Origin of the sequence: Nonomuraea turcica (assembly GCF_030718205.1) — a bacterium.
Classification (GTDB): domain Bacteria; phylum Actinomycetota; class Actinomycetes; order Streptosporangiales; family Streptosporangiaceae; genus Nonomuraea.
This window is the reverse complement of record NZ_JAUZQF010000011.1, coordinates 248,132-274,101: the sequence shown is the minus strand read 5'-3', so window position 1 is coordinate 274,101 and position 25,970 is coordinate 248,132. Positions and strand designations below refer to the sequence as shown.

The following is a 25,970-nucleotide window of genomic DNA, read 5'->3' as shown; positions in this document are numbered from 1 at the left end:
GGCCCAGACGTTAAAAGAACGTCGTTCTCTTGTTAAGTGGACGATGTTCTGTTAACGTCCCGAGATGTGACCGAGATACGGATGCGAGTGAACGGCACCGAAGAGAAGCTCGACGTCGAGCCATGGGTCAGCCTGCTCGATGCGCTACGCGAGCGCTTGGGCGTGACGGGCCCGAAGAAGGGCTGCGACCAGGGCGCCTGCGGCGCGTGCACGGTCCTCGCGGACGGTGTGCGGATCAACGCCTGCCTGGCCCTGGCCGTCCAATACGCCGACCGGGAGATCACCACCATCGAGGGCGTGACCCCGCACCCCCTGCAGGAGGCGTTCGTCCGCCACGACGGGCTCCAGTGCGGCTACTGCACCTCGGGCCAGATCTGCTCGGCGATCGCCATGCTCGATGAGTATGCGGCGGGCATGCCGAGCGCGGTCTCCGCAGGCGTCCCGGAGCTCACGGAGGCCGAGATCAGGGAGCGGATGAGCGGCAACCTGTGCCGCTGTGGCGCCTACAACGGCATCGTGGACGCGATCAAGGAAGTGGCCGGATGAGACCGTTCGCCTACGTCAAGGCGCCCGACATCGACGCGGCCGTGCAGGCGGTGGCCGCCGACTCCGGCGCCAAGTTCCTCGGCGGCGGCACCAACCTGGTCGACCTCATGCGCGAGGGCATCGAGCGGCCTCTCACCGTCGTGGACGTCACCGGGCTGCCGCTCGACGAGGTGGCCGAGTTGCCCGGCGGCGGGCTGCGGATCGGCGCGCTGGTCCGCAACAGCACTCTGGCCGCCGACCGCCGGGTCCGGACCCGCTTTCCGGTGTTGTCGCAGGCGATCCTGGCCGGCGCCTCGGCCCAGCTGCGCAACATGGCGACCGTGGGCGGCAACCTGCTGCAGCGCACCCGCTGCCCGTACTTCTACGATCAGGCCTCGGCCTGCAACAAGCGCGAGCCCGGCGCCGGCTGTGACGCGGTCGGCGGGTTCAACCGCTCCCACGCGATCCTGGGCGTGAGTGACAGTTGCATCGCCACGCATCCGTCGGACATGTCCGTGGCCCTGCTCGCCCTGGACGCCGTCGTCGAGGCCCGGAGCGTGCGCGGCACGCGCCGGATCCCGCTGGCGGACTTCCACCTGCTGCCCGGCGACACGCCGCAGGTCGAGACCGCGCTCGCGGCCGACGAGCTGATCACGGCCGTTGAGGTGCCGCCGATCGCCGCCCCTTCCCGCTACCGCAAGGTCCGCGACCGGGCGTCGTACGCGTTCGCGCTGGTCTCCGTGGCCGCGGCGATGGAGGTGCGGGACGGGACGATCACGGACGTCCGTCTGGCACTGGGCGGCGTCGCCCCCAAGCCGTGGCGGGCGCGCGAGGCCGAGCAGGCGCTGCTCGGCGGCCCGGCGACCGAGGAGGCGTTCCGCCGTGCGGCCGACGCCGAGCTCGCGGCCGCGACCCCGCAGCCGGGCAACGCGTTCAAGAGCGGCCTGGCCCGCGCCACGATCACGGCCACACTGCGCGAGCTGACCAACGGAGGGGAAGCGGCATGACCACGACCGAGATCGAGCGCGCGACCGGCACGAAATACGTCGGCCGGCCGATCGACCGGCTCGACGGCCGGGCCAAGGCCACCGGCGAGGCCCGCTACGCGGCCGAGCACCACTACCCGGACCTCGCCTACGCCGCGCTGGTCCACGCGACGATCGCCCGGGGCCGCATCACCGCCATCGAGACCGCGGCCGCCCGCGCCGTACCCGGCGTGATCGAGGTGCTCACCCACGAGAACGGCCCCGCCATGAAGCCCTTCAAGGTCAGCCTCCTGGACCCTCTGGGTGCGATGGCCTCCGGGACGTCGGTCAACTACCTGGCCACCGACGAGGTGCACTGGAACGGCCAGCCGGTGGCCGTCGTGGTCGCCGAGACGCACGAGGCCGCGCGGCACGCGGCGTCCCTGGTGCGGCCCGCGTACGAGGAGCTGCCGGCCGTGGTGGACTTCTCGGCCGAGGAGCCGAACGCCACCCCGCAGAAGCGCAGCATGCTGTTGGAGAGCGAGGCCGACAAGGGCGACGCGAAGGCCGCGCTGGAGGCCGCGCCGGTGTCGGTGGACCTGCGGTTCACCACGCCGCCGCACAACCACAACGCCATCGAGCCACACGCCACCACCGCCGCCTGGAACGGCGACCACCTGACCGTGCACGAGGCCACGCAGGGCATCCCGTGGGTGCGCAAGCAGCTCGCGCTGCGGTTCGGCGTGCCGGAGCGGAACATCCGGGTGCTGGCGCCGTTCGTGGGCGGCGGATTCGGCGGCAAGGGTCCGATCTGGGCGGGCACGCTGCTCGCCGTGCTGGCCGCGCGGGCGACCGGCCGGCCGGTGCGGCTGGCGCTCACGCGGGCGGGCGTCTACCACACGGTCGGCGGCCGTACCGCCAGCACGCAGCGGGTCGCGCTGGGCGCCGACAAGGACGGCACGCTCACCGCCCTGATCCACACCAGTGTGGCCAGGACGGGAAGGGTCGGAGGCTGGCAGGAGCAGATCACCTCGGCCTCCCGGCACCTCTACGCCGCCCCCAACATTCACCTGCGCCAGCACCTCGTGCAGCTCGACCTGCTCCCCAACATCCCCATGCGGGCGCCGGGCGAGTCCATCGGCACCTTCGCCGTGGAGTCGGCCATGGACGAGCTGGCCTGGGAGCTCGGTATGGACCCGATCGAGCTGCGCATGCGCAACGAGCCCGAGCGCAACCCGGTGGACGGCAAGCGGTTCGCCCGGCGATTCCTGCGGGAGGCGTACGCGCTGGGGGTCGAGCGGTTCGGCTGGAACGAGCGGGACCCGCGGCCCGGCGCCATGCGGGACGGGCGGTGGCTCGTCGGCATGGGCGTCGCGACCGCGTACCACCCCGCGATGCACCTGCCGGTGAGCGCCGCCGTGCGGCTGTCCGCGGACGGCGGGGTCGTGGTGCGCTGCGCCATGGCCGAGATCGGGGTGGGCGCCGCCACGGTGCAGGCGCAGATCGCCGCCGATGAGCTGGGCGTGCCGCTGGAGGCCGTACGCGTCGAGTCGGGCGACTCCGAGCTGCCGCTGGGCGCCATGGCGGGCGGCTCGATACAGACCGCGAGCGTGGCGTCGAGCGTGCTGGCCGCCTGCCGCAAGCTCAAGGAGTCCGCGCTGGCGCTGGCACGCCGGGCCCCGGACTCGCCGTTGCGCGGCCGGCGGCTGCCCGACCTGGAGGCCCGCGACGGCGGCCTCTTCCACGGGGTGAGCGGCGAGACGTACGCGGCCATCCTGACCCGAGCGGGCCGCGATCACCTGGACGCCGCGATCAAGCCAGGCGCGCTCGGCATGGTGGGGGCGCTTCGCGACATGAGGCGCTGGGTGAAGGCGGCGTGCGGGGCGCAGTTCTGCGAAGTGCGGGTGGACCGGGACACCGGTGAGGTGCGGGTGTCGCGGTGGCTCGGCGTGTTCGACGTCGGCAGGGTGATCAACGCCAAGCTGGTGGCCAGCCAGCTTCGCGGCGGCATCGTGATGGGCATCGGCCTGGCGCTGTCGGAGGAGACACTGATCGACCCGCGCACCGGACGGATCGTGAACGCGAGCCTGGGCGAATACCACGTGCCCGTGCACGCCGACATCCCCCGCATCGACGTGCACTGGCTGGACGAGCCTGACCCGACCATGCCGCTCGGATTGGTCGGGGTGGGCGAGGTCGGCATCACAGGGGTCGGCGCGGCCGTCGCGAACGCCGTGCGTCACGCCACCGGCAAGCGGATCGTCGACCTGCCCATCACTCTCGACAAGCTGCTGTGATAGCCGCGGCGGCGGCCTGGCCGGCTGCCCGTGCCGCCGTCGCCGCGCCTGGCGGATTCACCATCGCGGTGACGGTGGCCCCGTCGACCAGCACGAGCAGCTGCTCGGCGAGCAGGTCCGGGTCCACCGCCCCCGCCTCGGCGGCCAGCCCGCGCAGGTAGTCACGCAGCCGCTGCTTGTGCCGCCACACCACCTTGCGCACGGGCTCCGACGAGGCGCCCAGCTCCCCGTAGGCATTGACGAACCCGCACCCGCGGAAGTCGTCCTCGCCGAACCAGCGCTCCAGCCACTCGAACACGGCGGAGATCGCGTTCTGCCGCTCCTCGACGTAGGCGGTCAGCGAGGATATCCACCGTTCGTCCCGCCGCTCCAGATACGCCACGACCAGCGCCTCCTTGGACGGAAAACTCTGGTAGAGCCGCTTGAGCGACACCCCGGACACCGCGCGCACGTCGTCCATGCCCACCGCCTGCAGGCCGCGCCGGTAGAACAGCTCGCCCGCCGCGACGAGAACCCGCTCCGCGTGTTCCATGCCACCTCACTTGCCTGGAGAACGGTCGTTCTCTAGGCTACCGGAGAACGTACGTTCTCCAGGAGGTTCCATGACCCGCCCACCCGTCCCACCGTTCACCGAGGAGACCGCCCGCATCAAAGTCCAGGCCGCCGAGGACGCCTGGAACACCCGGGACCCGGACCGCGTCGCGCTGGCGTACACAGAGGACTCCGTCTGGCGCAACCGCGGCGAGTTCCTCAAGGGCCGCGACGAGATCAGGGAGTTCCTGCGCCGCAAATGGGACAGGGAGCTGGACTACGCGCTGCGTAAGGAGCTGTGGGCGGTGCTGGGCGATCGCATCGCGGTCCGCTTCCAGTACGAGTCCCGCGACGCCTCCGGGCAGTGGTGGCGCAGCTACGGCAACGAGCAGTGGGAGTTCGACGAGTCCGGGCTGATGCGGCGCAGGGAGGCGAGCATCAACGACGTGCCCATCGACGAGAGCGAACGCCGCATCTTCGGCCCGCGCCAGGGGCCGGAGGGGCCGTTGCCGCTCAGGTGAGGTAACGCAGCCACAGGTACGGCGTCGACAGCGCGACGGTCACGAACGTCACCACGATCCCGTATTTGGTGAACTGCCAGAAGCTGATCGGGGTGCCGTTGCGGGCGGCGATGCCGAGGATCACCACGTTGGCCGCCGCGCCGACGGCCGTGGCGTTGCCGCCCAGGTCGGCGCCGATGGCCAGGGCCCACCAGAACACCTGGGCCCCGTCGTTCGCCTGGGCCAGGTCGGCGACGATGGGGCTCATGGTGGCGACGTACGGGATGTTGTCGATGACCGCCGACAGCCCGGTGGAGGCCCAGAGCAGCAGCATGGTCGTGAGCGCCAGCTGACCCTGGGTGGCCTGCGCCGCCGCCTGCGAGATCTGCCGGATCACTCCGGTCTCCACCAGCGCTCCGACCATCACGAACAGCCCCGCGAAGAACACCAGGGTCGGCCACTCGACCTCGCGGATGGCCTGCTCGGTCGTCACCTTGGTCGCCGCCACCAGTGCCCCGGCACCGAGCAGCGCCACGACCGACGGCTCGTAGTGCAGCACCGGATGCAGCACGAACGCCGCCATCACCAGCGTCAGCACCGCCAGCGACTGCCAGAGCAGCCGGCGGTCGGCGATGGCCTCCCGCTCGTTCAACGACATGATCTCCGCGGCCAAGTCCGGGTCGTACGTGAACGACTTCCTGAACAACCACCGGCACAACCCGACGAACACCGCGACCAGCACGATGATCAGCGGCGCCATGTGGATGAGGAAGTCGTTGAAGGTCAGCCCGGCACGGCTGGCGATGATGATGTTCGGTGGGTCGCCGATCAGGGTGGCGGCGCCGCCGATGTTGGACGCCATGGCCTCGGCGATGAGAAACGGCGCCACAGACAGGCTGAGCCGCTCGCACACCAGGAACGTCACCGGCGCGATCAGCAGCACCGTCGTCACGTTGTCCAGGAGCGCCGACGCGGACGCGGTGATCACGATCAGCAGCGCCATGAGCCGGAACGGCCTACCCTTGGCCCGTTTGGCCGCCCAGATGGCGAGGAACTCGAAGACGCCGGTCTGCTTGAGCACGCCGACGATGATCATCATGCCGAGCAGCAGGAAGATCACATTCCAGTCGATCCCGCTGGCCTCGTCGAAGAACGCGGCGCCGGCGTCGGTGGCGTGGATCAGCAACATGATCCCGGCACCGCCGAGCGCCGCCGCCACCCGGTGCACCTTCTCGGTGGCGATCAGCGTGTACGCGGCGAGAAAGGCGGCCACTGCCACCCAGGCCGTAACCGTCAAGGCGTCTCCAGGATCAGCGCGCGGACCGCCGATTCGGACTTTCGGCCCACCTGCCGCCATAACCTATCAAGCAGCGTCGCGTTCCAGTCTCGACAATCGCTTGCACGATCTCTGGCTTCAAGCCCATGGACGCCGCACTTCAGTTGCAGCAAACGATTGCAACAAAACTGCACAGCCTACGCATTGACTGTCTTAACAATCGGCTGCATAAAGGTGTGAAGCTCGCGAGTTTACGCGCAACACCACATCCAGTGAGGGACCCGTTCATGCCACGACGGGTTCCGGTTCGCCACTGCGATCGGGCGCGTACACCCCTCGCGAGGGTCGAGTGCGCCCGGTCGCCTTCACAACCGGAGGCTCCACGGTGCGCAGAAGCAGACGATCAGTGCTCGCCGCGCTCGCGGCGGGCGTCGCCGCCGCGACGGCGGCGGCAACGGTGTTGCTGGGGGTGCCCAGCGCGTCCGCCGCCACACTCTTCGGCGACGACTTCGAGGACGGTGACGCCACGGGCTGGTCGCGGTCCGGCGGCAGCTGGTCGGTGGTGACCGACGGCTCCAGGGTGTACCGGCAGTCCGGCACCAGCGCGGACGCCCGCGCGGTGGCCGGCGCCGGATGGGGCGACCAGGCGGTGCAGGCGCGGGTCAGGCCGATCGCGTTCAACGGCTCGGGCCGGCACGTCGCGGTGCTGGCCAGGGCGCAGAGCACCAGCACCTACTACTTCCTCGGCCTGAGCAACGCCGGCACGGTGGTCTTGGGCAAGCGGACCGGTGGCGCGCCGATCACGCTGGCCACGGCCGCGGTGTCCGCCGGCGACTGGTACACCCTCCGCCTCGAGGCGTTCGGCACGACGTTACGCGGCTTCGTGAACAACGTGCAGGTCGCCACGGCGACGGACGCCTCGATCGGCTCGGGACGGGCGGGCCTGGCCGGCTACTACGCCAGTGCCTCGTTCGACGACGTGCTGGTGACGGACATCGGCGGCCCGACCGACCCGCCGACCACCCCGACGTTGCCGCCGCCCGGCACGTGCGACACCTCCGGCACGCCCACCGGGTTCGCCGCCGTCAACGCCTGGGGCCAGAACGGCACCACGGGCGGCGCGGGCGGCCCCACGGTCGAGGTGGATACGGCCGGCGAGCTGATCAGCGCGATCGGCCAGAGCGGGCCGCTGAACATCTGTGTCCGCGGGATGATCACAGTGCCGGCCGGCATGCACAACGTCGCCTCCGACAAGACGATCGTCGGCGTAGGCGCCGCGTCCGGCATCACCGGGGGCGGGTTCAACATCGGCCTCCCCGCGGACGACTCGATCACCTCGCCGCCCGCCGACGCCGTCCACAACGTCATCGTCCGCAACCTGGTCTTCAGGAACGCCACCGACGACTCGATCAATGTCCAGATGTTCAGCCATCACATCTGGATCGACCACAACGACCTGGCCGCCGGCTACGACGGGCTGGTCGACATCAAGCGCGGTTCGTCGTACGTCACCGTCTCGTGGAACCACGTGCACGACCACACCAAGACCATGCTGCTCGGCCACGACGACGACAACGACGCACAGGACGTGGGCCGGTTGAAGGTCACCTATCACCACAACTGGTTCGACCGGACGCCGCAACGTAACCCGCGGGTGCGGTTCGGGGAGCCGGTGCACGTGTTCAACAACTACTACGTCTACAACACCGACGTCGGAGTGGCCTGCCAGGCCAACGCCGGCTGCCTGGTCGAGGGCAACTACTTCGAGCGGGTCGAAGAGCCGGTGAGCAACTCGTACGCGGGCCCCGGCGGTCGATGCGTCGCGCGCAACAACGTCTTCGTCGACGAGTCCGGCACGCCCGACTGCAGCGGCAGCGTGCAGGAGCCCAGCACCTACTACAGCTACACCCTGGACGATCCGAACACGGTGAAGGCGGCGGTCACCGCCGGCTCCGGGACCGGGAAGATCTGAGGAGGCCGCCATGCTGTTCCGATTCGCCGCGGCCGCCGCGCTGCTCATCGCCCTCTTCCCGGCGCCGGCGAGCGCCGCGGACGGCCCGATCGGATTCGCCTCCGTGAACGCCCTCGGCCAGAACGGCACCACCGGCGGCGCCGGCGGCACCGAGGTCACCATCACCACGGGCGCCCAACTGCAGGACTACGCCGGCCGGGCGGGGGCGTACATTCTCCGCATCCAGGGCCGTATCCAGATCAGCGACATGGTCACGGTGGTCGCCAACAAGAGCATCATCGGCGTCGGCGCGACCGCCGAGATCACCGGCGGCGGTCTCCAACTCGGCTCCACGACCCGCCCCGGCAACAACGTGATCATTCGCAACATCAGGTTCACCAACGCCGAGGACGACTCCATCAGCGTCACCAACAAGGCCCACCACGTGTGGATCGACCACAACGACCTGTCTGCCGGCTACGACGGCCTGCTGGACATCAAACGGGAGTCGGACTACGTCACCGTCTCCTGGAACAAGTTCCACCACCACAGCAAGGCGATGTTGCTCGGCCACTCCGACACCTACACGGCCGACATCGGCAAGCTGCGGGTCACCTACCACCACAACTTCTTCGACGGCACCGACCAGCGCCACCCGCGCGCCCGCTTCGGCGAGCCGGTCCACGTGTTCAACAACTACTACAGGAACAACTCCCTGTACGGCATCGCCTCCACGCAGAACGCCGGCGTGCTGGTGGAGGGCAACTACTTCGAGAACGTCGCCCACCCGATCCACGTCGGTTACGCGGAGAGCGATCCGGGCCGGGTGGTCGAACGGCGCAATGTCTACGTCAACTCGGGCGCACCGGAGACGGCGGGCAGCGTCGTCGAGCCCGGCACCTACTACTCCTACACGCTCGACGACCCGGCGACCGTCCCCGCGAAGGTCCAGGCCGGGGTGGGCGTCGGCAAGATCTAGAACGACGGCCGAGGGCGGCATGGCGCCGCCCTCGGTTTTTCATCCGCTGTTGAATTCTTTCGGGTACGGGCGCATGCTAGTGGGCAGGGGGTCCGTGCACGAAAGGGACGGTCATGATGACTGAAAGCACAGGGGTCCTGGTGTGTGGCGGCGGCCCGGCGGGCATGATGCTGGGCCTCCTGCTGGCCAGGGCAGGCATTGAGGTCACCGTGCTGGAGAAGCACGGCGACTTCCTGCGCGACTTCCGGGGTGACACCGTGCACCCCTCCACGGTCCGGCTCATGGACGAGCTCGGCCTCGGGGAGGCCTTCCGTGCTCTGCCGCAGAGCCGCCTGACCAGGGTGGCGTTCCCCGTCGCCGACGGGAGCATCGTCACCTTGGGAGACTTCGAGTCGCTGCCGGCGCCGTACAACTACATCGCGATGGTGCCCCAGTGGGATCTGCTCTCCTTCCTCGCCAAGGCGGCCGGCGAGGAGCCCGGCTTCGCCCTGCGCATGAACACGGCGGCGACCGGACTGCTGAGGGAGCGCGGCAAGGTCGTCGGGGTCAGCTATCGCACGGCGGACGGCCGGGAAGGGGAGATCCGCGCCGAGCTGACGGTCGCGTGCGACGGCAGGCACTCCACGCTGCGGCGGGACGCGGGTCTCGTGCCCAAGGAGTTTCACGTGCCCTTCGACGTCTGGTGGTTCCGCCTGCCCAGGTTCGAGCACGAGGCGGGCGTGCCGGCCGGCATCACGCCGGTCGCGCGGGGGGCGGAGGCGCTGATCGCTCTGACCCGCGAGGACTACTACCAGCTGGCGTACCTCACCGCCAAAGGCTCCGACGCGCGGCTGCGGGCCGAGGGCGTGGAGCGGTTCCGCGAGCGCATCGCCCACCTGCGGCCGGACTTCGCCGACCGGGTGGACCGGCTGGAGAGCATGGACGAGGTCTTCGTGCTCGACGTCAAGCTCAACCGGCTCAAGCGCTGGCACCTCGACGGGCTGCTGCTCATCGGCGACGCCGCGCACGCCATGTCGCCCGCCGGCGGGGTAGGCATCAATCTGGCCGTCCAGGACGCGGTGGCCGCCGCTGCCATCCTGGCCGACCCTCTGCGCCGGCACGAGGTCACCCTCAAAGACCTGGCGGCCGTGCAACGGCGCAGGCACCTCCCGACCGTGATCATTCAGGGTCTGCAGCGGCTGGTGCAACGGGGCTTCTTCGAGGCGCAGTTCACGGGCAAACGGTCCGGGCCGCCGAAGTCCCTCCTCTTCCTCATTCGCGCGTTCCCGGGCTTCCGCAAGATTCCTCCCCGGATGGTCGGCTTCGGACCCCGTCCGGAACATGCGCCGGCCTTCGCCCGCAGGTCCGGCTGAGCTGAACGGCTCAGGATCGGTCCTGCTCCCCAGGGCGGACGAGGCCGCTCTCGTACGCGAAGACGACCGCCTGGACACGAGTGCTCAGGTTGAGCTTCATCAGGATCCGCGACAGGCGGGTCTTGACCGTGGCCTCGCCCAGGTAGAGCCGGGCCGCGATCTGGGTGTTCGTCAGCCCCTGGGCCAGCAGCTTCAGCACGTCCGACAGCTTCCTGACGGAGCTGTCGGCGATCCTGCTGCACTACGGCCTGATCGCCGGCGCACTCGGCGCGCTTGCGGTGCCCGGACTGGTCCGCGGCCGCAAGGGCCGCTGGCTCACGGTGTTCGGCGTGCTGGCCACCGCCTTGGGCCTCCTGAACGTGTCCGGCGCGGTACGGGACGACTGGTGGCGGATGGTCACCGGGCAGCAACTCCCTCTCGACGCCGCGGTGCGGATCTCCGACACCGTGGACGGGTCGGCGTTCATGCCCCTGTGGAGCGGGACCGAGATCTTCGCCTTCCTTGGCCTGCTCGCGCTGAGCGCCGGACTCGCCCGGGCGGAGGTCGTGGGCTGGTGGCTGACAGCGATCTACCTGGCCGCCTTCGTTGGGATGATGTTCATCCCGGTCAGCATGACGTACGTGGTGGGCACCGTCTTCGCCCTGCTGTTCCTGCCCCTTGGGGTGGCCGGCGTGCGCATCTTCCAGCGCGCCCGCGCCGCCGCGTGACCCACCCGCTCGTGTGGGCACATGCTTCAGCTGTGCGGCAGTCTTGGGCGAGTGATGTCGTTCAAGGACGAGCAGATCGTGAGGCTGGCCGAGTCCGGATGGGCTCGATGCCCGTCGGTGGCCGAAGCAGTGGTGCGGGCCGGGCTGCCGGCGGTGACGCCGGGCTACCTGGCGACGGCCTTCCCCAGCAAGCTGTGGGACGCCGCTGAGGAGGCGGTGCTCGCGCTCCGCGACCACTTCGCCTCGGCGCGCTTCGCCGACGAGACGACGTACGGAATCCTGCTGGTGCCGGACCCGGGCAAGCTGGACACCCGGCGGCCGATGACCGCCGACGTCAGAGCGGACCAACTCGGCACGCCGGTGGATGACGTGTTCGACGACCGGCTACCCGCAGGAGTCCTCGGCGTACGGAATGGCGGGCCGTGGACCATGGTGGCCACTGTGACCGGCGTCTACGGGCCCTCCCTGGGCAGTCACCACCACATCGTGGCCGGTCCGGCGGCGGCTTTCACGGTCGCCGGCGTCGACACCAGGGCACTGATGATCCGTCAGCTGTGGGGAGCCAGGGTCCTGCAAGGCGGCCGCGACCTGCCGGACTGCGAATCCAACCCAAGGTGGACGTTCACCCTGTTCCCCGGCGAAGGTCTCACTGATGGCCTGGCCGAGTCCGGCACCGTGCTCAAAGGCAAGGTACGTTTCCGGCTCGGCAAACCGGACCGCGGCATCGGGTCCGCACGCGTGGCCCCCGCCATCGCCGTGGTCTGACCGAAAATCGTTGGACAACGCGTGCACCTCACGACCATCGTGGGCGGCATGCGTCAGGAGGAGATCTGGGACAGCGAGATCGCCCAGAGCTATGACACGCCGGGGACCGGCATGTTCGCGCCCGAAGTCCTGGAGCCGACCGTGGATCGTCTCGCCGAGCTCGCGGGTGACGGACGGGCGCTCGAGTTCGCCATCGGGACCGGCCGCGTGGCCGTGCCGCTCGCCGAGCGAGGAGTGCCGGTAACCGGCATCGAGCTGTCATCTCCGATGATCGACCAGCTGCGCACGAAGGTGGACGAAGCGACCATCCCAGTGATCGCCGGTGACATGGCGACCGCCGTCGCCCCGGGGGAATACTCGCTCGTCTACCTCGTCTTCAACACGATCTCCAACCTGCTCACCCAGGCCGAGCAGGTCGCGTGCTTCCGCAACGCCGCCCGCCATCTCACGCCCGGCGGGCGATTCGTGATCGAGCTCTGGGTGCCTGAGCTGCGTAAACTCCCGCCGGGACAGCAGGCCATGGTTTGGCATTCCGAGCCCGGCTACATCGGCTTGGACACCTACGACGTTCTGCGTCAGCACGTGGTCTCGCACCACTTCAGGTTCGACGAGAGCCGGCAGGCTCGGCTTACCCGCAGCCCGCACCGCTACATCTGGCCGGCCGAGCTGGACCTCATGGCTCAGCTGGCCGGGTTCGAGCTGGAGAGCAGGCATGCCGACTGGGCCGGAGCCGAGTTCACCGCCGAGTCGCGGTCCCACGTGTCCGTCTACCGCCTTCGGCGGGACTAGAAGGTCTTACCAGCGCTCCACAAGGTGCTCGCGACCGGGCGGCGGATCATACGGCTCCGGCCAGTAGTCAATGATCCGGCTGATCAAGCCCTGGCCGGAGAGCTCGAACCACACGCACGCATCCTGGTGCTCGGCGCCGACGCGCGCGTCGACCCACGCCGCCGCATGGCTGCCATCGGCGACGACGCGCCGAACCTGAAGGTGCCAATCGCCGGGATATTCCCTGTTGAACTGGAGGTAGGCCGCCTTCCCGCGGATCCGTTCGCGGCTCTGCGGCATCTCGTAGACCACGTCCTCGGCCAGCAGGGCGCCGAAGCCTTCCCAATCACGCCGCTCGACGCGCTCAAAGTAGGCGTGCACGGCGCTTCGGGTTCTCGATGTCTCGTCCACGCGCCGGACCCTATAACCGAGCACCGACAGTTGATCTCGCTCAGGATGGGCGCGTCGCGAGCGACGATTCTGCCCCATGAGGGCCGTCCTACCCGTGAACGATCGATCGTGTGGACCTTGCCGGGAGGAACCCTGCCATGACGGCCCCGAAATCACCCCTGAGTCGCCGTACCGGCCTCTGGCCGCTGGTCCACGCCGAGCGCGCGGCCTTGGCGGCCGACCTCGCGGATCTGACCGAAGAGCAGTGGACGACGCCCTCCCTGTGCGAAGGGCTGACGGTGCGCCAGGTGCTCGCCCACCTCACCGCCGCGGCGCGCCTCAACGGCGTACGGTGGCTGGCGGGCGTCATCCGCTGCCGGTTCGACTTCGACAAACAGGTGGCCATGCGGCTGGCCGAGCAGCTCGGCACGTCCCCGGCCGACACACTCGACAGGTTCCGCCAGGTCATCACCAGCACCACCAAACCGCCCCTGCCGACCATGGCGATGCTCGGCGAGACGATCGTGCACGGTGAGGACATCCGCCGGCCGCTGGGCATCCGCCGCGCCCATCCGATCGAGAGGCTCACCCTGCTGGCCGGCTACTACAGCCGCTCCGACATGGTCGTCATCGCCAAGGGCCGCATCCAGGGCCTCCACCTCGCCGCGAACGATGGGCCCTTCAGCACCGGCTCCGGCCCGCTCGTCACCGGCAGCACGCTGGCGCTGACGATGGCGATGACGGGGCGCGCGGCATACTGCGACGAACTCGACGGGCCCGGCGTCACCACCCTGCGCGACCGCTGCGGAACCCCGTGATCAAGAGCCGTGGGGGTGTTCCGGTGGGAAGCTGCTCTCGGGGCCCGGGGGATCCCTCCTAAGGTGGGGGAATGGTGACGGTCGGGATCGATCTCGCCGCGGAGGCGGTGCGGACCGCGGTGGCCTGGCTCGACTGGGCGGCCGGCCGCGCCCAGCTCGTCCGCGTGGAGGTCGGGGCGGACGACGCGCTGATCGTCGACGCGGTGATGGACGCCGGCAAGGCGGGGATCGACTGCCCGCTCGGCTGGCCGGACCGGTTCGTCGACTTCGTCACCGCGCACCGCAGCGGGCACGTTCGAGTCCCGGAAGGGCTGGCCGGCCGAGCCTGGCGGCGGGATCTGGCGCTGCGGGTCACCGACCAGGTGGTGCACGAGCAGACCGGCCTGACGCCGCTGAGCGTGTCGGCCGACCGCATCGGGCACGCCACCATGCGGTGTGCCGCTGTGCTGGCCGAGCTCGCGCGGCGGGGGCGGCCGGTGGATCGGCGAGGTGCTGGGGTCGTGGTGGAGGTGTATCCGGCGGCTTGCCTGAAGCAGTGGGGGTTGCCGTATCGGGGCTACAAGCGCGCCGCCAACCTCGGTGAGCTGGGCCGGTTGGTGGATCGGTTGCTGGAGGTGGCGCCGTGGCTCGATCTGAGCGAGTACGAGTCGCTCTGCCGGGCCTCGGACGACGCCACCGACGCCGTCATCTCCGCGCTGGCCGCCCGCGCATCAGCCCTCGGCCTCGTGACCGTGCCGGCAGCGGAGCAGGCCGAAGCGGCCGGTACGGAGGGCTGGATCGCCCTGCCCACCACACCCCTGAACCGCCTCATGACAGAGGAATAAAGGGCAGGCCGAGGTGATGACCGTCTTCGACGGTTACATGGCGGCTGCGGGGCGGTTGCGGTGCGGGACGGATAGCGCGGCGCAAGGTGCTTGCAGGAAGACCGGCCTTGACTGTGACCCAACGGAGCCCGAAGCGGCGGGCCGGCCACGAGTTGGAGATCACCGTGAAGATGATTCGTAAGACCACAGGGGTAGTCGCGACCATGGCCACGGCCCTCGCCCTCGGCATGGCGCTCCCGGCCACCGCGTCGGCAGACGCGACGACCGTGGAGCAGAAGACGTTCACCTGGCGCGGCTACCAGTCGGCCGGATACTGCACGATCGAGCCTGGCGCCACGTGGACGTTGTACTCCAATGGCACGGCACGTCTGGACGCCACGGTCTCCAGCCTGGGCGACGAGGACGCCTGGCTGATGTGGGCGCACATGAAGGACAGCCGCGGCGCCCTGCTCGGCGACATTCAGGTGTACGGGAGCACCAGCACCAAGTTCGTCAAGAACCTGCACAATCGGCGGACCTATCGCTGGATCGCCAAAGGGCAGTTCGACCCCGACCTGTTCGACCTGGTCCAGCGCATGTCGCTGGGCAAGCACTGCTGAGCTGATCCCGGGCCGGGGCCTGAGTAGGGGATACTCAGGCCCCGGCCTTCCGGAGCTGGGATAGTTGCGGGCAATCGGCTTGAAAGCGCGCTCCGAAGAATGGCTCATATGACGAATCTCCCTGTGGTGCGCCGAGTCGCACCGGGCCGTTGCGGCGCCGTCCTCGTTCTCACACTGGTGGCGCTCGCGGGATGCGGCCTCGCCGGCGGTGGGACAAGGGGCGCTGACACCGCTCCCGCGCCCGTAACCAGCAGCGCGACCGCCGCGCCCAGAGAGAGCGCACCCGCTCAGGCCGAGAGCGCGCCCGCTGCGGCTGAAACCGCGCCGGCCCAGGCCGAGACGGGCCAGAACGGTGAGTCTCCGGCGGCGGTCGAGCCGGGAGGCGTCCTGGCCGACGGCAGCACGGTTTCGGCCGAGCTGACCCGCGCGGGGCAGAAGGACACGTTCACCCTGAACTTGGGCGATGCCAAGGAGTTCTACGTCACCGACATGCAGGGTGACGACATCCAGTTACAGGTGTTCTCCGAAGTCGACGGCGAGCCGTTGGGCCCGTCGAGCATCGCGCTGAGCTTCGGCACCTTCATCTTCAAGCTGACCAAGGCTGGCGGGCACCGGCTGGAGGTCTGGGGGAACACAAACGTCATAGGGGCCTACAGCTTCCGGGTCGCGACCGTCAAGGTCAGGACGTTTCCCGTGGCGATCGGCCTGAAGGTCGGTGAGGGCAGCCCCGCCGGGGCCGGGCGGCTGGACGTCCCCGGACGGATCGACCGCTTCGAGTTCGAGGCGGACGGCGCCACCGCCATCAAGATCCTCGGAGGCGCGGGGGCATGCATGGCCATCCAGTTGGAACTGTACGACGCCGCCGAGAAGAGCGTCGCCAACGCCCGGCAGCCTATCCCGCTGTGCGGCTACGAACTCGACATCCCGCTTTCGGGCGGAGACGGGCGCTATGCACTGGTCGTCAAGTCGGGCGAGGCGAAGACCGGGGCGTACTCCTTCCAGATCGCGCGCGCCGGCTGAACGGTCAGGAGCGGCGCAGGCTCCCACGGTATTCCAGTGCGCCCGCGCCCTCCTGCCGCACGAGGTCCAGAGTCCCGGAACCCTTCAGCGTGAGGGTCATGTCCCCGCCCACGCATTGATCCCGCTGAGCCACGGTCATCTCGAGCACGGTGCCGCTCCTGACCCGGGTCAGCGTGGCCTGCTGCTCGCAGTCGCCGTCCGCCCACGTTCCGGTGCTCTGCCCGCCCGTCAGGGTGATCGTGACCTCGACGCTCTTCTTACGGTCGTCCTCTGAGACGACCCGTCCCGTCCAGGTCCCGTCGAAGGCTTGGGGGATTCCGCCCGTCCCGGCCGGGGGCGCTGCTGTAGTCGATCCAGAGGCCGGCTCCGGGGACGACGTCGAGGTCGCCCCGGAGGCCGACTCCCGCACCGTCGTCACCCCGTCGCCGGCGGCCGAGCCGCCGATCGTTCCTCTCGCGTACAGGACACCGGCCGTCGCGAGAGCCGCCACGGTGATGGCGATCAACGGCACGGCCGGCCGCATCCTCCGCCGGGTGATCGGTTGGCCGTACGGCGGCGCGGAGGAGGTGTCCTGCCCCGAGATGCCGGCGCCGCCAAGAGCCGGCACCGTCGATCCGTCTGCGGGAAGGGGGGCCGGGCGGGGCGCAGGCTCGGTCGGGAGCACGTGGGTCGGACCCGGGGCGGGCCAGTTCGGCGGGACGTACGCGCTGGGAACCGGGCCGACGTCGGGAACCGTGACGGTAGGAGCCCCGGGGTCGACCAGGCGGATCAGGAGCGACCGAGCAGTGGGGCGGGTCCGGGGATCCTTCGACAGGCAGGCGGCCAGGGTCCCGCGCAGGCTCTGCGGAATGCCCGAAAGGTCGGGCTCCTGGCTGAGAATGCGGTGGAAGACGGCGGCAACGGTGTCGCTGCCGAACGGCGCCCGGCCGGTCGCGGCGTAGACCATGGTCGCGGCCCAGGCGAAGACGTCGGCCGCGGGCGATCCGTGCTCTCCCTTGAGCTGCTCGGGCGCCATGTACGGCGGGGTGCCCGACATCGTCGAGGGCGCCGTGGCGGCGTCGAGGGGCCGGGCGATGCCGAAGTCGACCACGCGTGGTCCGTCCGGACCGAGCAGCACGTTGGCGGGTTTGAAGTCCCGATGAACGACCCCGGCGCCGTGGATGGCCGCGAGGGCGCAGGCCGTGCCGACCGCCAGCCGCTCGAGGTCGCCGTCGCGCAGGGGGCCGCCCGCGCGTACCCGCTCCTGCAGCGACGGGCCCGCCACGAACTCGCTCACGACGTACGGAGCCGGCCGGTCGGGCTCGGCTTCCAGCACGCGGGCCGTGCAAAAGGGGGCCACCCGGCGGGCCGACTCCAGCTCTCTGGCCAGCCGGCGGCGGGTGTCAGGATCGGCGCCCCCTTTGAGGACCTTGATCGCAACCCGCTCGCCGGACGGGCTTCGCCCCTCGTAGACGATCCCCTGCCCGCCCTCGCCCAGGCGTGCGACGATCTGGAACGCTCCGAGCACCCGTGGGTCTCCTGGCTCCAGCGGGCCAGCGGGCATGAACTCCTCCACGCACGTTGGGGCGAGCTGCCACCGGCACGCCGTGATTCTCCAGGCTCATGCCAGATTGTAGTGACAAGTGGTGAGGTCCTCCCGGCTGTCAGTGCGGGGAGATGTAGATGGTCTTCCACGCGGGGTTGCCGGCGGTGCACTGGATGGACGGTCGGGCCGCCCGGCCTTCGGCACAGACCTTCAGCTCGACCTGGTACACCCGGTGGTGGGTGAAGGAGAACGTCTTCGGCGTGCGGTAGGCGCAGGTGCGGACGTGGTGCTGCTTCCAGCTCACCTTGTTGCCGGCCGAGTTGACGGTGGCGATGCCGAAGACCGCCCACCCGCAGGTGGAGCCGCGGGTCAGGTCGGCGACCTGGCCGGAGACCGTCAGCGTCGCGGCGGACGGGATGACCGCGTGGTCCTCGCGGGTCGCGGTGATCTTGCCGAGCGCCTTGGCCCGCTTGGCGCCGGGAGAGTAGTACGGGCCCCAGGTGGCCGGCGCGGCGGTGACCGGCCGCGCCTGCTGGGAACCGGCGTCGGACGTGGCGGCCGTGGCGGAGGCGGGTAACGCGGCCATCGTCAGGAGTGCCGCCGCAGTGAGTCCGATCAGGGCACGTGAGCCGTTGTTCATCGATGTCTCCTTGCTGAAGGCCTGTCAGGCCGGGGTCAGTGAGCGAGGCTGATGGAGGTCGGAATGCTCCACGGGCCGCAGTCGGAGCCGAAGGTGGTCTTGTCGCAGCCCTGGACGATGAAGGCGAACTTGTTGACCTCGTGGCCGTTGGTCGTGGTGCCGACGCCGCCCTGGACGTACGGGGCCATCAGGTACTGGCCGCTCCACGGGGTCAGCCGGCCGACCTGGACCTGCGTGGCGTTGCCGCCGTCCTTGCTCCATCGGACGTTGAAGTAGTCCCAGTCACGGCCCAGGCCGCTCCACTTGAAGACGATGTTCTGGCCCTTCTGGAAGACGCGGACCAGGGTGCCGCCGCCGAGGTTCGGCGACCAGACGATCTTGCCGTTGCGGAAGCGCTGCCAGGAGCCCTTCTTGTCGGCGTAGCCGAACTCCTTGGTGGCCGGGCAGCCGAACACGCTCGTCTCGCCCCCGTTGGAGCGCCACAGGCCGCCGATGAGGCTGCCTTGGGGCGCCACCAGCGACGGGTCGCACGCGCTACTGGCGGATGCGGCCTGCGGGGCGGCCAGACAGACGGCGGCCGTCGCCACGGCTGCGGCCAGACCGGTGAGTGAACGGGAAGCTGTGCGGCCCATGGGGGGTGTCCTTTTCACGAGAGGTTCTGTGGGACACCACTTGTGTAAGGCACGCCACTTTCACCCGGGATTCCGGAACTTGACGGCGGCTTGAGAGCCGCCTGCTCTTTCAGCGCTCGTCTGGGGCGCGGCTCAACAGGGCGGCAGGTCGTCGGGTATCCGGCCGTTCAGCGCCGCCTCCAGCGCGCCGACGGATGAGAAGAACGCCTCCTTCGTCACCCTCTGCTCCCAGACGCCTCGTGCGCACCGGCGGAAGACCTCGCTGAACTGGGCGTAGTAGGGTGACTTCGGCCGCGGCTGGGCCCGGTCGATCGACCTCCTGATCTCCGAGGCCAGTGTGGCGAGCTCGGCCAGACTCGCGTTGGTGATGTCGGAGCCGTCCTGGCGCTGGCACGCCTGCCCTCCGCCGACCTCATACCTCTCGTACACGTCGGTGAGCACGGGGCTGTACCCGCCGCAGGCGAACAGCCGGGCCTGCACCTCCTGGCTGGTGAGCCGGTTGATCAAACGCATGGCCGGGTCCAGCTTGTTCGGCTTGATGTGCTGGGAGATGGCCAGCACCGAGCCGCCGAGCACGCCGCCGTCCGCCGCCGGCGCGCGTACGTCGAACAACAGCCTCATGTCCGGGCCGCGCATGCGCGGGTCCGACGCCAGCTGGTGGAACGCGATCGGCCAGTTGCGCATGTAGGACACCGGCCGGTTGCCGATCCTGCCCTCCTTGAAGGCCACGACGCTGCGATCCTCGTCCACGTGAAGCGATTCGCGCAGCACGGTGACGCTCTCCTCCGTGCCGGACACCATGCGCTTGGACGATCTCAGCGCCTCCCAGGTGTCGTCGCGGTCGTCGTCGAGGGCCACCGTGGTCCTGTCGTCGCCGTCGAGCACCTGCCCGCCGCCAAGCTCGATCATCTCCAGGAAGTTGATCGTGCCCATCTCGTTGTCGTCCAGTTGCAGCAGGTAGTCGCCGGATTGCCGGTCCAGCCGGCGGTACTCCAGCGGCGCGTCGGCGGCGAACGGAACGCCGTACTGCTCCCCGTCGATCTGCCCGGCCTCCAGCGGGCCGGTCAGGAAGCGGTCGCCTTGATCGCCCAGCTCGATCGGCTTGATGTAGCCGTGCCTGGCGAACTCGGTCACCCATGCCACGTCGAGCACGAGGATGTCGTATTCGCAGCTGCCGGCCTGGGCGAGCGCCGCCATCTGGGCGCGCCGCACGTCGGTGCTGCCGGAGATCTCCAGCAGCTTGGCCGGCGGGTCTCCGGCCGGCTTGATCAGGTCGTTCCACTCGTCGAACACCCCGCGCCGCACGCTGCCCGTGCTGACGTCGTTGCCGGTCGCCACGACCAGTTCGCCCTCGTGGCCGCCGCATTCCTCCTGAGGGGTGGACGGCGTGGGGATCGGGGTGACGGTGGGCGCCGCGCCGCGGGACTGCAGCAGCAGGAGCAGCAGCATCAGCGCGGCCCCGCAGCTGAGCGCCAGGAGGGTGTGGTTGCGGGGCGGCGGCTTCATCGCCACCCCCGCACCGTGATGATGGCCCGGGTGATCGCCTCTTCCGCGCTGGTGCCCGCCGTCACGCACTGGTACGGCTTCCGCGTGCCCTGCAACATGGTCACGGCGCACTGATCCTGCCCGAAGACGACCACGTACAGACCCGAGACGGTGGAGGCGTCCTCGAGCGCCCGGGCGATCACCGTAGCCGCCGCGCCGCCGCCCTCGTTGTCGAACAGGCGGCCGTCGGTCAGCAGCACCACGGGCGCGGGCACCGCCTCGTCGCCCGCGCCCAGTTGGGCGAGCCCGGCCGAGGCGGGCGCATCCCACTTGTCGAACGGCGTGTTCTCGATCTTCACGGCCACGCTGCCGAGCTGCTCAGGGTCGCTCCTGGCCGCGATGCCGGTCACTTCGGCAGGTCCGTTCCTGGTCTGCGCGTGCAGGCCGAACACCTGGACGCGATCTCGCGGCGCGAGCATCCTGCTGTTGGCGCGCAGCGCCTCGGCGGCCTGGATGCGTACCGGACGGTCCGCCGATCCTGACGTGTCGACGATCAGCCGCAGGTCGAGCTGCGGGCGCAACTCGTCCAGCAACTGCTTCTTCAGTGTCTTCAGCTGACGGAGCCATACGTCGTCGATCTTGATCGTGCTGGACTCCAGCACGTTGGGGAAGAGCGGGTGCTTCTGCAGCCAGGCACCGAAGTGGTCGATCAGCTTCTCCCGTTCGGCAGAGCGTTGGCCGGGCCAGGTCACCTTGACGTACTGATAGCCGAGCGGGCTCAAATGGCCATGACGTACCGCGATGAGGTGCGTGCTCTCGCCGGTTCCCGCGCAGCCCTCGACGCGGCCGGCATTGAAGTCCTCCACGCTGTGCCCCGGGACCAGCAGTGCGATTTTGGGATCCGTCCGCCGGCGCTGGGACTCGTCGGCGAGGGCGTCGAACTCGCACAGCAGCGAGGTGACCGTGTCCGCGCCGAGCCCGTTCGCGACGAGCTCCTGCTCGGCCTGGACATGGTTGTCGGGCGGCAGCTCGCGGCCGTGGAACACGTCCCTGGTGCCGATCAGCGCGGCCATCGAGGTCTCGGGGAACGGACGCGCGATCGTCATGCCCATCTTCTTGGTCAGCGTGTCCCAGACCTCGCGGAACGAGTACTGATCCGGATTGTCCATGTGCTTGCCCAGTTCCTCGCCCCGCTGCTCGGTCATCGCCAGGACGAGCTGATCCTTCCCCACGGCGATCTCCGGGGCGCTCCCGTTCTCCGACTTGAGCCCGCCCGCTCTGAACTCGTCGACCTCGGCGGTCGTGGTGGCGACCCAGGCGTCGGGCTGCAGGTCGTACAGGCGGGCATATGGCTGGTCGCGGCGGTCCTCCCGCCACTCCCACCTGTTGGTGAACGCGTCCGTGAGGTGGACGGGAGGCGGCGCGACCGCCACGGTCAGCCGGATCGAGGGGCAGCCGTCGATCCGGTTCTCTCGCATGTACTGCTGCGTGCGCGTGGTGAGCTCAGTCACGTTCTCCGGTGCGGTGACCAGCCGCAGCTCTTTCGGCGCCGGGCACCGGTCGTCCGCGGTGAGAGCGCCGAACGCCAGCCAGCCGCAGGTGGCCAATCCCGCCCCGGCCAACCCCAACAGGAACAACAGGACCAGCTTCTCGTACCTCTGGAGGATCTCGCGTAAGAACGGAATGTTCAGCAGGGCCGCGACGACGATCCCGATGCCCAAGGGCAGCCACAACTGCATGTGGAGGGGCAGCGTGCGGAACAGGTTGATCCACGGCACCAGCACCACGCCCACGATGGCGGCGGCCAGGGCGCTGATCAGTGCCTCTTTCGCCGACCTGCCGAAGTTCGGGTCGGGTTTCTCCTTCTGACCGGGATCGTTCATGTGAAGGGCTGCCCTCATGTGATCGGGATCACTCTGAGCTTAATTTGCTTCACACGCCAGTGCGGCTGTTAGCCGATAGGTCCGAGTATCCCGTTTCTGCGATGGTTCGTCACCGGTCACAACCAGCCGCGGGACTCGGCGACGCGGACGGCCTCGGCGCGGTTGCGGGCGCCGGTCTTGCCGATGGCCGAGGACAGGTAGTTGCGTACGGTGCCGTCGGTGAGGAACAGCCGACCGGCGATGTCGGCCACGGTCGAGCCGTCGGAGGCGGCGCGCAGCACCTCGGCCTCCCGCTGGGTGAGCGGGCTCGGGCCGACGGTCAGGGCGCTGACCGCCAAGGTGGGATCGATCACCCGCTCGCCCGCCATCACCCGCCGCACGGCCGCCGTCAGCTCCGTGACCGGGGCATCCTTCACCACGAACCCGGCCACGCCCGCCTCCAGCGCCCTGTTGAGGTAACCGGGCCTGCCGAACGTGGTCACGATGATCACCCTTCGGCCGCGCAGGCGTTCGGCGACCTCCAGGCCCGACAGGCCCGGCATCTCGATGTCGAGCAGGACGACGTCGGGGTCGTGTTCGGCCACCGCGGCGACGACCTCGTCGCCGCGCCCGACCTCGGCGACCACCTCGATGTCGTCCTCCAGGGCGAGCAGCGCCGCCAGGCCGCCCCTGACGAGGTCCTGGTCGTCGGCGATCAGTACGCGGATCATGCGGCATCACCCAACGGGACTCGAGCGTAGAGGCGGTAGCCGCCGCCCGCCGGCCTGCCGACCTCCAGCCGCCCGCCGGCCTCCGCGACCCGCTCGGCCAGCCCGGTGAGCCCGTTACCGGTGCTCCGGCCGACGGGCGGGGCCGGGGGAGGTGCATCGGCCGAGCCGTCGTCGCGAACCTCCAAGCTGGCGGTTGCCTGGTCCACCCGCAGGTCGATCCAGCAGTGGCGGGCCCGGCTGTGACGCAGCACGTTGGTCGCGGCCTCCCGTACGGCCCAGGCCAGCAGGGTTTCGGTGGCGGCGGGAATGGGCCCGTCGGCGGGTGAGACCGTCACCTCGATCCCGGCCAGCCGCAGCCCGCGCGCCGCCTTGTCGAGCTCCTCCGACAACGCCGGCGCGCGATAGCCGGCGACCGCGTGCCGTACCTCGTCGAGGGCCTGGCGGGCGACCTGCTCCATGTCGCTCATCTCACGTGCGGCGCGATCGGGATCGGTGGGGGCCAGCCGGGCGGCGAGCTGGCTCCTGATGATGATCGAGGTCAGTGTGTGCCCCAGGATGTCGTGCAGATCCCTGGCGAAGCGCAGCCGTTCGTTCTCCACGGCCAGCTGCGCCACCTCGGCGCGGGCCGCGTCCAGCAGCGCCAGCAGCATCCCCATCCGCTTCATGCTGTCCACCGCCGCCGCCTGCGCCGCGATGGCGACCGGCACCCACCAGATCCCCCCGAACGACATGTCCTGCACCAGCAGCGCGACCACCGCCACGCCCGCCGTCACCGCCGTCACGACGGCGAACACGACCCCCTTCAGCGAGGTGGCCAGCGCGCTGACGACGAACACGAACGAGACGTACACCCACGGCGGCCCCAGCACCGGAGCGAGCGACAGCGCCGCGACGATCAGCCCGGCCACGCCCCACGGCAGCGGCCTCCGATCGCTGAACATCCGCCACATGACGGCTACCCAGCAGGCCGCGAACACCGCCACCGCCCCGAGCGCCCACACCACCTGCCAGGCGCTCGGTCCCGACTCCAGCAGCGCCCAGAGCGGCCAGACCAGCAACAGCAGCCAGACCACGCTCCCGGCCCGGCCCGCCCTGCGGCCCCGGCCGAAGTCCCTCGGCGCCATCCCCAGCATCACAGGGCCCGACGGTAACGCCAGACGGCCAGTACGGCGAACAACAGGGTCCAGGCGGCCAGCACCCCAAGGGAGGTCCCCGTGGGCCACTCGCCCGCCAGCGCCCGCCAGCCGAGCGATCCCGCCTGATAGGCCGGGCTGTACTCGGCCAGCACCCGCATCCCTTCCGGCATCAGCTGTACGGGCAGCCACAGTCCGCCCAGGATGGACAGGCCGAAGTAGACCGCCATCATGGCCAGATTCGCGGCTTGTCCCTTGAGCGTGTAGCCGAAGGCGATGCCCAGGGCGGCGAAGGGCATGACACCCACCCAGATCAGCGCCACCAGGGCCGGCCAGGTCCACCACGGCAGCCGTACCCCGGCGACCAACGCCCCCGCGGCCAGCACGACGACGATGCTGGGCAGCACGCCGGTCGCCCCGCTGATCAGCTTGGCCACCACATAGCCGTGCGCCGGCAGCGGCGTCACCGCGAGCTGCCGCGCCCAGCCCTTGCCCCGCTCCAGCGCGATGGCGCCGCCGATGAACAGCGCGCCCCCCATCGCGCCGTACGCGGCCATCGACACCATGGTGACGGCGGCGAAGTCGTCGTGCTGTTCCTGCGGCACCACGTTGAGCACCTTGGTCCACAGCAGGTAGAGCGCCACCGGGAAGCCGGTCAGCAAGATCAGCCCGGCGGGGTTGCGAAACCCGCGCCGCAGCTCCAGCGTCAAGTACGACCTCATCGCTCCTGTCCTCCGCGCGTCAGGCTCACGAAGGCGCTCTCCAGATCGGTGGTCGCCGTCCGCACGTCCCTGATGTCGTCGAACGTCGCGAACAGGGCGCGCAGCGTGGCGTCCGAGTCGCCGGTGCGCAGGGCGACCGCAGGTCCCTCGAACCGCACCTGCCGAACACCGGGCAGCCCTTCGAACCGGCTCACGTCGGCGCCGTCGGTCGCGAAGCGGACCTCCGTACCGCCGACCAGGGATTTGATGGCGTCGACCGGCCCGTCCGCCACGATCTTGCCGTCCGCGAGCAGCACGACCCGGTCGGCGTAGTCGTCGGCCTCGGTGAGGTAGTGGGTGGCGAACACCACCGTCCGGCCCTCCGCCGTACGGGCGCGCACCTCCTGCCAGAGAGCGCGGCGACTGTCCACGTCCAGGCCGACGGTGGGTTCGTCGAGGACGAGCAGCGTCGGATCACCGGCCAGCGCCAGAGCGAACCGCACCCGCTGCTGCTGCCCACCGGACAGCCGCCCGACCCGCCGCCCCGCGAGGTGCTGTACGCCCGCGGCCCGCATCACCCGCTCGACCGGCATCGGGTGCGGGTACATCCCGGCCACCGCAGTCACCAGCTCCGCCACCCGCACGTCGTCCAGCAGCCCGGCATCCTGCAGCAACGCCCCGACCTCGCCTCGTTGGAGCGCCTCGGTGGGAGGGCGCCCGAACACCCTGGCCGTTCCCTCGCCAGGGGAGAGCAGACCCAGGGCGATAGACAGCATGGTCGTTTTGCCCGCCCCGTTGGGCCCCAGCACGGCGACCGTCTGCCCTTGTGCTACGTCCAGGTCCACGCCGTCCAGCGCGATGGTGGTGCCGTAGCGCTTGCTGACGGCCTTGAGTTCCAGCGCGATTTCCATGCGTCCAGGCTGGCTGAGGGAGGGGCGGCGGCTGTAGTGCCGTGCGTCAGCGTGCCTGATGTGACGAATGTCAGGTGTGTTCC

27 protein-coding genes are annotated in these 25,970 nt (G+C 70.0%); 14 read left to right on the top strand and 13 right to left on the bottom strand.

From position 1 onward, the window contains the following. Window positions 1-81 precede the first annotated feature (81 nt). From Q9G87_RS28635 to Q9G87_RS28625, 3 genes are read left to right on the top strand one after another with little or no spacing between them, the layout of a single operon-like run. The gene (locus Q9G87_RS28635; RefSeq protein WP_305919721.1) at window positions 82-546 is read left to right on the top strand and encodes a 2Fe-2S iron-sulfur cluster-binding protein; all 465 of its coding nucleotides are present in this window, start codon (window positions 82-84) and stop codon (window positions 544-546) included. Then, a complete protein-coding gene (locus Q9G87_RS28630; protein WP_305919584.1) occupies window positions 543-1,532 on the top strand; it encodes an FAD binding domain-containing protein in 990 nt (329 codons plus the stop codon). Before Q9G87_RS28635 ends, Q9G87_RS28630 begins: the two co-directional genes overlap by 4 nt. Next, window positions 1,529-3,787: a xanthine dehydrogenase family protein molybdopterin-binding subunit gene (locus Q9G87_RS28625; RefSeq protein ID WP_305919583.1), complete on the top strand. Its 2,259-nt coding sequence runs from the start codon at window positions 1,529-1,531 to the stop codon at window positions 3,785-3,787. The genes Q9G87_RS28630 and Q9G87_RS28625 overlap by 4 nt, the downstream gene beginning before the upstream one ends. Here Q9G87_RS28625 and Q9G87_RS28620 read toward each other — a convergent pair. Then, entirely contained in the window at window positions 3,765-4,319 is a 555-nt protein-coding gene (locus Q9G87_RS28620; RefSeq protein ID WP_305919582.1) for a TetR/AcrR family transcriptional regulator, read from the bottom strand. The genes Q9G87_RS28625 and Q9G87_RS28620 overlap by 23 nt on opposite strands. 70 nt (window positions 4,320-4,389) lie before the next feature. Between Q9G87_RS28620 and Q9G87_RS28615 the strand changes: the two genes are divergently transcribed. Further along, complete coding sequence (locus tag Q9G87_RS28615; RefSeq protein WP_305919581.1) at window positions 4,390-4,839, top strand: nuclear transport factor 2 family protein; 450 nt, start codon at window positions 4,390-4,392, stop codon at window positions 4,837-4,839. Here the strand turns inward: Q9G87_RS28615 and Q9G87_RS28610 are convergent. Then, window positions 4,832-6,115: an ArsB/NhaD family transporter gene (locus Q9G87_RS28610; protein WP_305919580.1), complete on the bottom strand. Its 1,284-nt coding sequence runs from the start codon at window positions 6,113-6,115 to the stop codon at window positions 4,832-4,834. The genes Q9G87_RS28615 and Q9G87_RS28610 overlap by 8 nt on opposite strands. Window positions 6,116-6,479: 364 nt before the next feature. On the opposite strand from Q9G87_RS28610, the gene Q9G87_RS28605 reads away from it, so the two are divergent. The 3 genes from Q9G87_RS28605 (at window position 6,480) to Q9G87_RS28595 (ending at window position 10,376) form a co-directional block, all read left to right on the top strand. Beyond that, complete coding sequence (locus Q9G87_RS28605) at window positions 6,480-8,066, top strand: pectate lyase family protein (protein ID WP_305919579.1); 1,587 nt, start codon at window positions 6,480-6,482, stop codon at window positions 8,064-8,066. Window positions 8,067-8,076: 10 nt separating this feature from the next. Next, on the top strand, window positions 8,077-9,024 hold the full coding sequence (locus Q9G87_RS28600) for a pectate lyase family protein (protein ID WP_305919578.1): 948 nt from the start codon (window positions 8,077-8,079) through the stop codon (window positions 9,022-9,024). 113 nt (window positions 9,025-9,137) lie between these two features. Then, window positions 9,138-10,376: an FAD-dependent oxidoreductase gene (locus Q9G87_RS28595; protein WP_371825840.1), complete on the top strand. Its 1,239-nt coding sequence runs from the start codon at window positions 9,138-9,140 to the stop codon at window positions 10,374-10,376. 10 nt (window positions 10,377-10,386) lie between these two features. Here the strand turns inward: Q9G87_RS28595 and Q9G87_RS28590 are convergent, their stop codons facing one another. Next, the gene (locus tag Q9G87_RS28590) at window positions 10,387-10,575 is read right to left on the bottom strand and encodes a response regulator transcription factor (protein ID WP_371825839.1); all 189 of its coding nucleotides are present in this window, start codon (window positions 10,573-10,575) and stop codon (window positions 10,387-10,389) included. Between Q9G87_RS28590 and Q9G87_RS28585 the strand changes: the two genes are divergently transcribed. The 3 genes from Q9G87_RS28585 to Q9G87_RS28575 are packed head-to-tail and all read left to right on the top strand — an operon-like array spanning window position 10,541 to window position 12,637. Further along, window positions 10,541-11,083 (top strand): hypothetical protein, encoded by a 543-nt coding sequence (locus tag Q9G87_RS28585; RefSeq protein WP_305919577.1) that lies wholly within the window; start codon window positions 10,541-10,543, stop codon window positions 11,081-11,083. The two genes, Q9G87_RS28590 and Q9G87_RS28585, sit on opposite strands and share 35 nt — an antisense overlap. Window positions 11,084-11,134: 51 nt before the next feature. Beyond that, complete coding sequence (locus tag Q9G87_RS28580) at window positions 11,135-11,848, top strand: hypothetical protein (RefSeq protein WP_305919576.1); 714 nt, start codon at window positions 11,135-11,137, stop codon at window positions 11,846-11,848. Window positions 11,849-11,896: 48 nt separating this feature from the next. Next, window positions 11,897-12,637, top strand: a complete 741-nt coding sequence (locus Q9G87_RS28575) for a class I SAM-dependent DNA methyltransferase (protein WP_371825845.1) — start codon at window positions 11,897-11,899, stop codon at window positions 12,635-12,637. Window positions 12,638-12,643: 6 nt separating this feature from the next. Here Q9G87_RS28575 and Q9G87_RS28570 read toward each other — a convergent pair whose 3' ends face one another. Further along, window positions 12,644-13,027, bottom strand: coding sequence for a nuclear transport factor 2 family protein (locus Q9G87_RS28570; protein WP_305919574.1), 384 nt, complete (start codon window positions 13,025-13,027; stop codon window positions 12,644-12,646). Window positions 13,028-13,164: 137 nt separating this feature from the next. Between Q9G87_RS28570 and Q9G87_RS28565 the strand changes: the two genes are divergently transcribed. From Q9G87_RS28565 to Q9G87_RS28550, 4 genes are all read left to right on the top strand, one after another. After that, entirely contained in the window at window positions 13,165-13,824 is a 660-nt protein-coding gene (locus Q9G87_RS28565; protein ID WP_305919573.1) for a maleylpyruvate isomerase family mycothiol-dependent enzyme, read from the top strand. Window positions 13,825-13,895: 71 nt separating this feature from the next. Then, window positions 13,896-14,648 (top strand): DUF429 domain-containing protein, encoded by a 753-nt coding sequence (locus Q9G87_RS28560; RefSeq protein WP_305919572.1) that lies wholly within the window; start codon window positions 13,896-13,898, stop codon window positions 14,646-14,648. 170 nt (window positions 14,649-14,818) lie between these two features. Next, window positions 14,819-15,247 (top strand): DUF6294 family protein, encoded by a 429-nt coding sequence (locus Q9G87_RS28555; protein ID WP_305919719.1) that lies wholly within the window; start codon window positions 14,819-14,821, stop codon window positions 15,245-15,247. A gap of 177 nt (window positions 15,248-15,424) precedes the next feature. Beyond that, window positions 15,425-16,267 carry a hypothetical protein gene (locus Q9G87_RS28550; protein ID WP_305919571.1) on the top strand — a complete coding sequence of 281 codons (843 nt, stop codon included), beginning with the start codon at window positions 15,425-15,427 and terminating at the stop codon, window positions 16,265-16,267. Between the two features lie 4 nt (window positions 16,268-16,271). Here Q9G87_RS28550 and Q9G87_RS28545 read toward each other — a convergent pair whose 3' ends face one another. The 9 genes from Q9G87_RS28545 to Q9G87_RS28505 all read right to left on the bottom strand — a co-directional run bounded on the left by Q9G87_RS28545 (window position 16,272) and on the right by Q9G87_RS28505 (window position 25,887). Then, complete coding sequence (locus Q9G87_RS28545; protein ID WP_305919570.1) at window positions 16,272-17,810, bottom strand: serine/threonine-protein kinase; 1,539 nt, start codon at window positions 17,808-17,810, stop codon at window positions 16,272-16,274. A gap of 100 nt (window positions 17,811-17,910) precedes the next feature. Then, window positions 17,911-18,432, bottom strand: a complete 522-nt coding sequence (locus Q9G87_RS28540; protein ID WP_305919569.1) for a hypothetical protein — start codon at window positions 18,430-18,432, stop codon at window positions 17,911-17,913. A 35-nt stretch (window positions 18,433-18,467) separates the two neighbouring features. Next, window positions 18,468-19,064, bottom strand: coding sequence for an LGFP repeat-containing protein (locus Q9G87_RS28535; protein WP_305919568.1), 597 nt, complete (start codon window positions 19,062-19,064; stop codon window positions 18,468-18,470). Window positions 19,065-19,196: 132 nt separating this feature from the next. After that, a complete protein-coding gene (locus tag Q9G87_RS28530) occupies window positions 19,197-20,570 on the bottom strand; it encodes an extracellular solute-binding protein (RefSeq protein ID WP_305919718.1) in 1,374 nt (457 codons plus the stop codon). Continuing rightward, complete coding sequence (locus Q9G87_RS28525) at window positions 20,567-22,432, bottom strand: vWA domain-containing protein (RefSeq protein ID WP_305919567.1); 1,866 nt, start codon at window positions 22,430-22,432, stop codon at window positions 20,567-20,569. The genes Q9G87_RS28530 and Q9G87_RS28525 overlap by 4 nt, the downstream gene beginning before the upstream one ends. Before the next feature lie 116 nt (window positions 22,433-22,548). Further along, window positions 22,549-23,142 (bottom strand): response regulator transcription factor, encoded by a 594-nt coding sequence (locus tag Q9G87_RS28520; RefSeq protein ID WP_305919566.1) that lies wholly within the window; start codon window positions 23,140-23,142, stop codon window positions 22,549-22,551. Next, a complete protein-coding gene (locus tag Q9G87_RS28515; protein WP_305919717.1) occupies window positions 23,139-24,275 on the bottom strand; it encodes a sensor histidine kinase in 1,137 nt (378 codons plus the stop codon). Before Q9G87_RS28515 ends, Q9G87_RS28520 begins: the two co-directional genes overlap by 4 nt. Beyond that, a complete protein-coding gene (locus tag Q9G87_RS28510) occupies window positions 24,275-24,997 on the bottom strand; it encodes an ABC transporter permease (protein ID WP_305919565.1) in 723 nt (240 codons plus the stop codon). Before Q9G87_RS28510 ends, Q9G87_RS28515 begins: the two co-directional genes overlap by 1 nt. Next, window positions 24,994-25,887 (bottom strand): ABC transporter ATP-binding protein, encoded by an 894-nt coding sequence (locus Q9G87_RS28505; RefSeq protein ID WP_305919564.1) that lies wholly within the window; start codon window positions 25,885-25,887, stop codon window positions 24,994-24,996. The genes Q9G87_RS28510 and Q9G87_RS28505 overlap by 4 nt, the downstream gene beginning before the upstream one ends. Window positions 25,888-25,970: the final 83 nt, after the last annotated feature.

Coding starts and splice junctions, on each gene's coding strand:
- Q9G87_RS28635 (WP_305919721.1), top strand. CDS start 82: ATGCGAGTGAACGGCACCGAAGAGAAGCTCGACGTCGAGCCATGGGTC.
- Q9G87_RS28630 (WP_305919584.1), top strand. CDS start 543: ATGAGACCGTTCGCCTACGTCAAGGCGCCCGACATCGACGCGGCCGTG.
- Q9G87_RS28625 (WP_305919583.1), top strand. CDS start 1,529: ATGACCACGACCGAGATCGAGCGCGCGACCGGCACGAAATACGTCGGC.
- Q9G87_RS28620 (WP_305919582.1), bottom strand. CDS start 4,319: ATGGAACACGCGGAGCGGGTTCTCGTCGCGGCGGGCGAGCTGTTCTAC.
- Q9G87_RS28615 (WP_305919581.1), top strand. CDS start 4,390: ATGACCCGCCCACCCGTCCCACCGTTCACCGAGGAGACCGCCCGCATC.
- Q9G87_RS28600 (WP_305919578.1), top strand. CDS start 8,077: ATGCTGTTCCGATTCGCCGCGGCCGCCGCGCTGCTCATCGCCCTCTTC.
- Q9G87_RS28595 (WP_371825840.1), top strand. CDS start 9,138: ATGATGACTGAAAGCACAGGGGTCCTGGTGTGTGGCGGCGGCCCGGCG.
- Q9G87_RS28575 (WP_371825845.1), top strand. CDS start 11,897: ATGCGTCAGGAGGAGATCTGGGACAGCGAGATCGCCCAGAGCTATGAC.
- Q9G87_RS28565 (WP_305919573.1), top strand. CDS start 13,165: ATGACGGCCCCGAAATCACCCCTGAGTCGCCGTACCGGCCTCTGGCCG.
- Q9G87_RS28560 (WP_305919572.1), top strand. CDS start 13,896: ATGGTGACGGTCGGGATCGATCTCGCCGCGGAGGCGGTGCGGACCGCG.
- Q9G87_RS28555 (WP_305919719.1), top strand. CDS start 14,819: ATGATTCGTAAGACCACAGGGGTAGTCGCGACCATGGCCACGGCCCTC.
- Q9G87_RS28545 (WP_305919570.1), bottom strand. CDS start 17,810: ATGCCCGCTGGCCCGCTGGAGCCAGGAGACCCACGGGTGCTCGGAGCG.
- Q9G87_RS28540 (WP_305919569.1), bottom strand. CDS start 18,432: ATGAACAACGGCTCACGTGCCCTGATCGGACTCACTGCGGCGGCACTC.
- Q9G87_RS28535 (WP_305919568.1), bottom strand. CDS start 19,064: ATGGGCCGCACAGCTTCCCGTTCACTCACCGGTCTGGCCGCAGCCGTG.
- Q9G87_RS28530 (WP_305919718.1), bottom strand. CDS start 20,570: ATGAAGCCGCCGCCCCGCAACCACACCCTCCTGGCGCTCAGCTGCGGG.
- Q9G87_RS28525 (WP_305919567.1), bottom strand. CDS start 22,432: ATGAACGATCCCGGTCAGAAGGAGAAACCCGACCCGAACTTCGGCAGG.
- Q9G87_RS28520 (WP_305919566.1), bottom strand. CDS start 23,142: ATGATCCGCGTACTGATCGCCGACGACCAGGACCTCGTCAGGGGCGGC.
- Q9G87_RS28515 (WP_305919717.1), bottom strand. CDS start 24,275: ATGCTGGGGATGGCGCCGAGGGACTTCGGCCGGGGCCGCAGGGCGGGC.
- Q9G87_RS28510 (WP_305919565.1), bottom strand. CDS start 24,997: ATGAGGTCGTACTTGACGCTGGAGCTGCGGCGCGGGTTTCGCAACCCC.
- Q9G87_RS28505 (WP_305919564.1), bottom strand. CDS start 25,887: ATGGAAATCGCGCTGGAACTCAAGGCCGTCAGCAAGCGCTACGGCACC.